The sequence below is a fragment of the Gemmatimonadota bacterium genome (assembly GCA_026706845.1).
Taxonomy (GTDB): Bacteria; Latescibacterota; UBA2968; order UBA2968; family UBA2968; genus VXRD01.
Window position 1 is genome coordinate 1 of the sequence record JAPOXY010000130.1, and the last position, 5,975, is coordinate 5,975.

2 protein-coding genes are annotated in these 5,975 nt (G+C 47.9%); both read right to left on the reverse strand.

The window, feature by feature from the left end; genetic code table 11:
• On the reverse strand, positions 1–2,620 hold a 2,620-nt coding region (locus OXG87_12695), incomplete at its 3' end, for a cadherin domain-containing protein (GenBank protein ID MCY3870411.1).
• Between the two features lie 276 nt (positions 2,621–2,896).
• Positions 2,897–5,975: sigma 54-interacting transcriptional regulator (locus tag OXG87_12700; protein ID MCY3870412.1), on the reverse strand; the 3,079-nt coding region annotated here is incomplete at its 5' end.

Genomic DNA, 5,975 nt, shown 5'->3' on the forward strand with positions numbered 1-5,975 from the left:
CTATTGGATTACTCAATCCCGTGGTGATGAGGTCTTCGACATTACTACCATCAAGATCGGCGCGCTGAATCTTTTGTCGGGAACTGTCCGTCCAATACATCTTGCCACCTGATACGTCCAACGCAATGTCTGTTGGACTCTTCAATCCCGTGGTGATGAGGTCTTCGACATTACTACCATCAAGATCGGCGCGCTGAATCTTACCCTGGCGATTGAATACTGTCCCGGTATAACCTGTCCAGTACACCTTGTCTCCTGCAATCGCCAAGTTTGTTAACACCTCCATTCTCGTAACGACGTCTTTTATATTGCTACCATCCCTATCAGCTCGCTGAATCTTTTTATTCACAGAACTCACCCAATACATCGACAGTGTAGGCGGAGGCGGAGGTGGAGGCGGAGGTGGAGGCGGAGGCGGAGGCGGAAGAGTGACTTTCTCTGCAACCCCAAAGAGTGAAAACCTATTGGCAAATGCACAGACCACATTGCCATCCACACGCTGTTCCTCGAGCATTTCCCAATCTCTGCGACTCCCATCGTAGTAGATCATGACCGGATCAAAAACATCCTCTGGCACAGACAGACAAATCTCCACAGGCTCACTCAACACATCGTCGATATCAACGTTTCGCTTGCTGACCAGAGCCTTTAAGTCTATATCGAAAAGCGATGTAAGGTCGGTAAAGGTAAACCCGCTATGAGGGGAAACAGACGGTACACCGGAAACGTCAACCTCGAGGATTTCTACAAAGATCCCCTCAATCTCCTCCTGAGAGATGTTAGCAGGAATAGCCGTTCGCCTGAGAATGATTCTGCTCCCTTCACCAGTGAAACTCGAGAGATCAATTTCCGCGCTTGCCATATCTCCCTCACCCTGAAATTGTGCAAGTTCCGATTTCACTTTTTGCGGCTTATAGACTGGCGTACCTGAAATTGGCTCAGACCAGTCGCTTGCACCATCCGTATTCCAGGTGCGAACTCGAACCTGATACAATTGACCATTGATCAAGTATGGATCGCGATACTGGGGAACTTTTAACTTATAGTAATAAACAGACGTATTAGTGCGACCATAGATGGTCTTCCGGTTTCCCCATGTGCCTTCTTCACCCTTGCGAATCTCGGTATGATAACCTCGTATAGGAGGCTTACCAGGTTTATTGACTGCCGCCGCGTAGTAGATACTGAGAGACCGGTCGTCCGGAATGACCGTAAAATTCGACGGTGGCAAGGGTGGTGGTTCCTTCACATCATTGAGGGTTACCTTCACCACAATACTCGCGGTTCTACCACCTCGACCATCATTTGCATTAACTGTAACCCAGTAGCTATTCTTTTTTTCATAGTCGTAGATTATTTCTTCCTTTGTCTGAATCTGTCCCGTGCGTGCATCAATAGTAAAACTATCTTTATCTACACCGCTCAAGCTATATGTAAGGGAATCTCCATCCGCATCTGTCGCAGAAATGGGATCGCCTATCGGTTGCTCCGACGGGATGTTTTCAGGTATTGAGCGTGCCACAGGAGACCTCGACGTAAATACTGGCACGCGGTTCAACAACTTGCTATTGCTGTTTCCAAGTACAATACCCGCAGGCTTTCCGAATTCCATCCTGAGAACATCTTTCACATTCTGACCATTAAGATCCGCACGCTGGATCTTTTTTGCGCCATTGTCTGTCCAATACATCTTGTTGCTTGATAAATCTAACGTAATGCCCCATGGAACGCCCAATCCAGTAACCAAATCTTCGATATTTTCACCGTTGAGATCCGCGCGCTGAACCTTATCCGTGCTATTGTCCACCCAGTACATTTTCCCCCCTGATACATCCAAAGCAATGCCAGCGGGACCAACCAATCCAGTAACCAAATCTTCGATATTTTCACCGTTGAGATCCGCACGCTGGATTTTATCTGTACCACGGTCTGTCCAATACATCTTGTTGCTTGATAAATCTAACGCAATGCCAACGGGCGAACTCAGATCAGTAACCAAATCTTCGATATTTTCACCGTTGAGATCCGCACGCTGGATTTTATCTGTACCACGGTCTGTCCAATACATCTTGTTGCTTGATAAATCTAACGCAATGCCAACGGGCGAACTCAGATCAGTAACCAAATCTTCGATATTTTCACCGTTGAGATCCGCACGCTGGATTTTATCTGTACCACGGTCTGTCCAATACATCTTGTTGCTTGATAAATCTAACGCAATGCCAACGGGCGAATCCAAGCCAGTAACCAGGCTATGGGTATTCTGACCATCAAGGTAGGCACTCTGGATTCCATTCTGGTGATTGTCCACCCAGTACATCGCTACTGACGAAGCGTTTGTAGCAGCACGCGCAACAGCGTTAGAGGAAGATGGTTCCTGGATATCTTTGCCAAGACTACTAACAAAACTTTGAAGATCTTCAGTCGCAATCTTGCCATCGCTATTCAAGTCGTATTTTGCCTCATACTTTTCTTCACCTTCCTGAGACCCAAACGCATCGACAAAGAGCAAAAAGTCAGAAACATCCACAACTCCATTACCGTCAAAATCAGGCGAAGGTTCCGCAGCGAGAGATAAGGTTTGACTCAACAGAGCAATGACCATAATTACCAGGGACATAGCAGAGACCGAACACTTTCACAGGTAGATTGGTGGTGTGGATTTGGTCCTATAATTTCAATTATAGAATGCAATACTGGTGCCAATGTAAAGGCACCCTGAATATTTTTCGTAAGATATTGTTTCTATTGCAGATAAAAAAATAAAAGCCAGACTGTACTTTTATTAAAGGGCCAAATATGACCCCCAAAAAAACAGAATGGCTCTTATATTATTTATTAACAAATATTTATGCTCAAAGGGTCATATTTGGCCTCAAAAGACCAAATGTGACCCTCATTGGGGACGTTTAATACCCAGCTTTCTCATTTTGCCATACAGGGTAGAAGACGGTAATTTCAGCAGAGTTGCTGCTCCCCTATCTCCCTTTACCTGCCAGTTGGTGACTTTGAGCACTTCGAGGATATAGCGGCGTTCGAAATCATCCCAGGGCATAATTTCGCGGTCTTCATCTAACTTGTGAACAGAAGCCACGCCTTCGATTCGGAAACCATATAGTCCAAGATCGCCCACTTCGATTTGAGATCCCTGGCACGTAATTACAGCACGCTGAATAGTATGCTCCAATTCCCTCACATTGCCTGGCCAATCGCTGGCTTGCAACGCCTCGATAACCTCTGGCATCAGGGGAGCCATTTGCTTACCCAGATGTGTCGCCATGCGATTCTTGAAAAACTCAGCCAACTCCGGTATATCCTCCTTGCGCTCGCGCAGGGGCGGCAAATAGAGCGGAAAAGCATTGAAGCGGTAATAGAGATCCTCGCGGAACTTACCTATGCTAACCATCTTCTTCAGATCGCGATTGGTCGCTGCCACAATCCGCGTCTGTATCTTCAACGTCTGGTTGCCTCCAATGCGCTCATAAGTGCCCTCTTCAAGCAAGCGCAATAGCTTGACCTGCATTTGCAGAGTCATATCCCCAATCTCATCTAAAAAGAGCGTACCGCCCTTAGCCAGTTCCACCTTGCCCAGCCTGCGCGAAACTGCACTGGTAAACGCCCCTTTCTCGTGACCAAAAAGTTCACTATCAATCAGCGTTTCAGGCAAAGCACCACAGTTGACCTGGATGAAAGGACCATCACAATGCGGACTCAGCGCGTGTAATACCCGCGCAGCCAATCCCTTACCTACACCCGTTTCCCCCAGAATCAGCACAGTCAGATCAGTGGATGCCACCTCCAGGAGTTTGATTTGAAACTGGTGCAGAACCGCGCTATAACCCATAAATTCGTTGCCCTTCTGACTGCTGAGTGCAACCTTCAGAGCTTCGATACGCGGATCTGGTTCTAAGGAAATTTGCACCTGCGCTATCTTCGAGTAATTGAGGTCGCGATCTATCGCTCTGACCTGAAACGTGTAGTCTCCCGGTGGCAGGTCCCGGTAATGCGCCCGCATCTGGTGCGTTGCTGGCCGCCAGTCGGGATCGTATCCATCCAGGCGATAAACATAGAGCATGTCACTGGGATGGGTGGAAAAACTCAGACCCTTGTACTCGAAAATTACCTGTTGCTCCGTCGTAGATACGATAGCTGCCTCAAAGTTCTCATAAGCCTGATCAGCAATAACTTGAATTAGGCGAACCCGGGGCGGTATTTGCCGCTGGCGGTAGCGTACTATAGATCCCTCGTCAGTGCCAAACCAGAAAGTTCCGTCGCGATCTTCGAGTATCTGAAGAACGAATTCTATATGTGGTGACCTGATAGTCTGAAAAAACTGACCATCGTAGTGAACCACACCGGCGTCTGTGCCGAACCAAAGGTGACCTCGAGAATCCTCAGACAAGCAATGGATGCGGTTGCTCGGCAAACCGTCTTCGGTAGTAAAGTTGTGGAACACAACACCGTCAAAGCAACTGAGACCTCTTTGAGTAGCAACCCACAGGTTTCCCTGGCGGTCTAACAACAGGCCTGTGACCCTGTCGTCTATCAGTCCATCTTCAATCCCATAAAATTTAAGACTATCTTCTGGGTGCCAACGCACGAAGCCCCTACCAAGCAAATTGTGGCAGGTCAAATAAAAATATATCTCGTTGTTGCGCCCGGCAATCACAGTGCCGATGCGGCTGAAAGGATCTTTATCTTTATTTTCCACAAAAATAGTTTGGAATTGCTCGCCCCTCTGGTAAATAATCTTCAATGGACTGACATAAAGCTCTTCCTTTTTTTTTATTTTATTATTCCAATACCCAAAAAGGAATTGCCCTTCAGAGTCTTGGGCAATAGCACTGATGCTTCTGTCGTCTAAACCTGCGATCATTTGCATTTTTTTGAGCCTCTGTCCTTCGTAGTGGAACAGGCCCTTGCGGCCACCAAACCACAGGTCCCCGTCATTGTCCTCATAGATGGCAAAACAATTATTGATATCACCGCCATTCTCAATGCATACAAATTCAAAATCCTCGCCATTGAGGCGACCGATACTTTTTTTTAAAAAATTGAACCCCAGAGACGCATACCCGACCCATATATTACCTCGACTGTCTTGCACGAGTTGCGAGATCTCGTTCGTGTATTCAGGTAACTTCGCACCGAGATCAAAAATGGTGAGACTATGGGCATCGTAAACACCGATACCTCTCCAGGTGGCAAACCACAACTGACGCTCCCGATCCTGGTACATGGCTTTGACTGAGGGATGTGGTAAGCCATCGGCAGGAGTAAACCTGTTGAACCCATCACCATCCTGATAGAACACCCCTTTTGAAGTGCAGAACCACATTCGGCCTTCCCGGTCGCACTGAATTCTGCGTAGAACGCTACCCAAATCTCTCTGAACAGCCTGGAAGGTGCCATCGGCATAGCACCAGAGTCCGCTCTGATGTCTGCGCTGACCAACCCACACCTTGCCAGTAGCGTCCTGCCCCACGGCATAGCTCGTCCGGCGTGACGGAAAACCATCTTCCTCTTCGTAGCAGTGGAACGATGTCCCATCGAAACGGATGAGGTAGTTAAAGCCAAACCACAGGTGGCCTTCAAGATCCTGGGTAATGCCTCGACATCGGTTAGGGGAACGAGGGGAAGGTGGCTGCTCGTGGTCTTGAAGGTAGATCGGAATCAGATCGTGGCGAGCAGTACAGTCGTCATATGCCAGAGTACCAGTACCACCACACCATATACGACCCTCACGATCTTCGTAGATGGACTGCACAGCACGGCCTGCAATCCCCTCGTCCTCCAAATGGTGGAAACCTGATCCGTCGTACCAACAAACCCCATCCATTGTACCGAACCACAACCGCTTCTGACTGTCCTGAAAAATAAAAGAAACGCGGTCGTTAATAAGACCATCCTGTTGGGTAAAATTCTGAAACTCGTCCCCGTCAAAGCGGCTGGCTCCGTTATCCCATGTGGCGAAC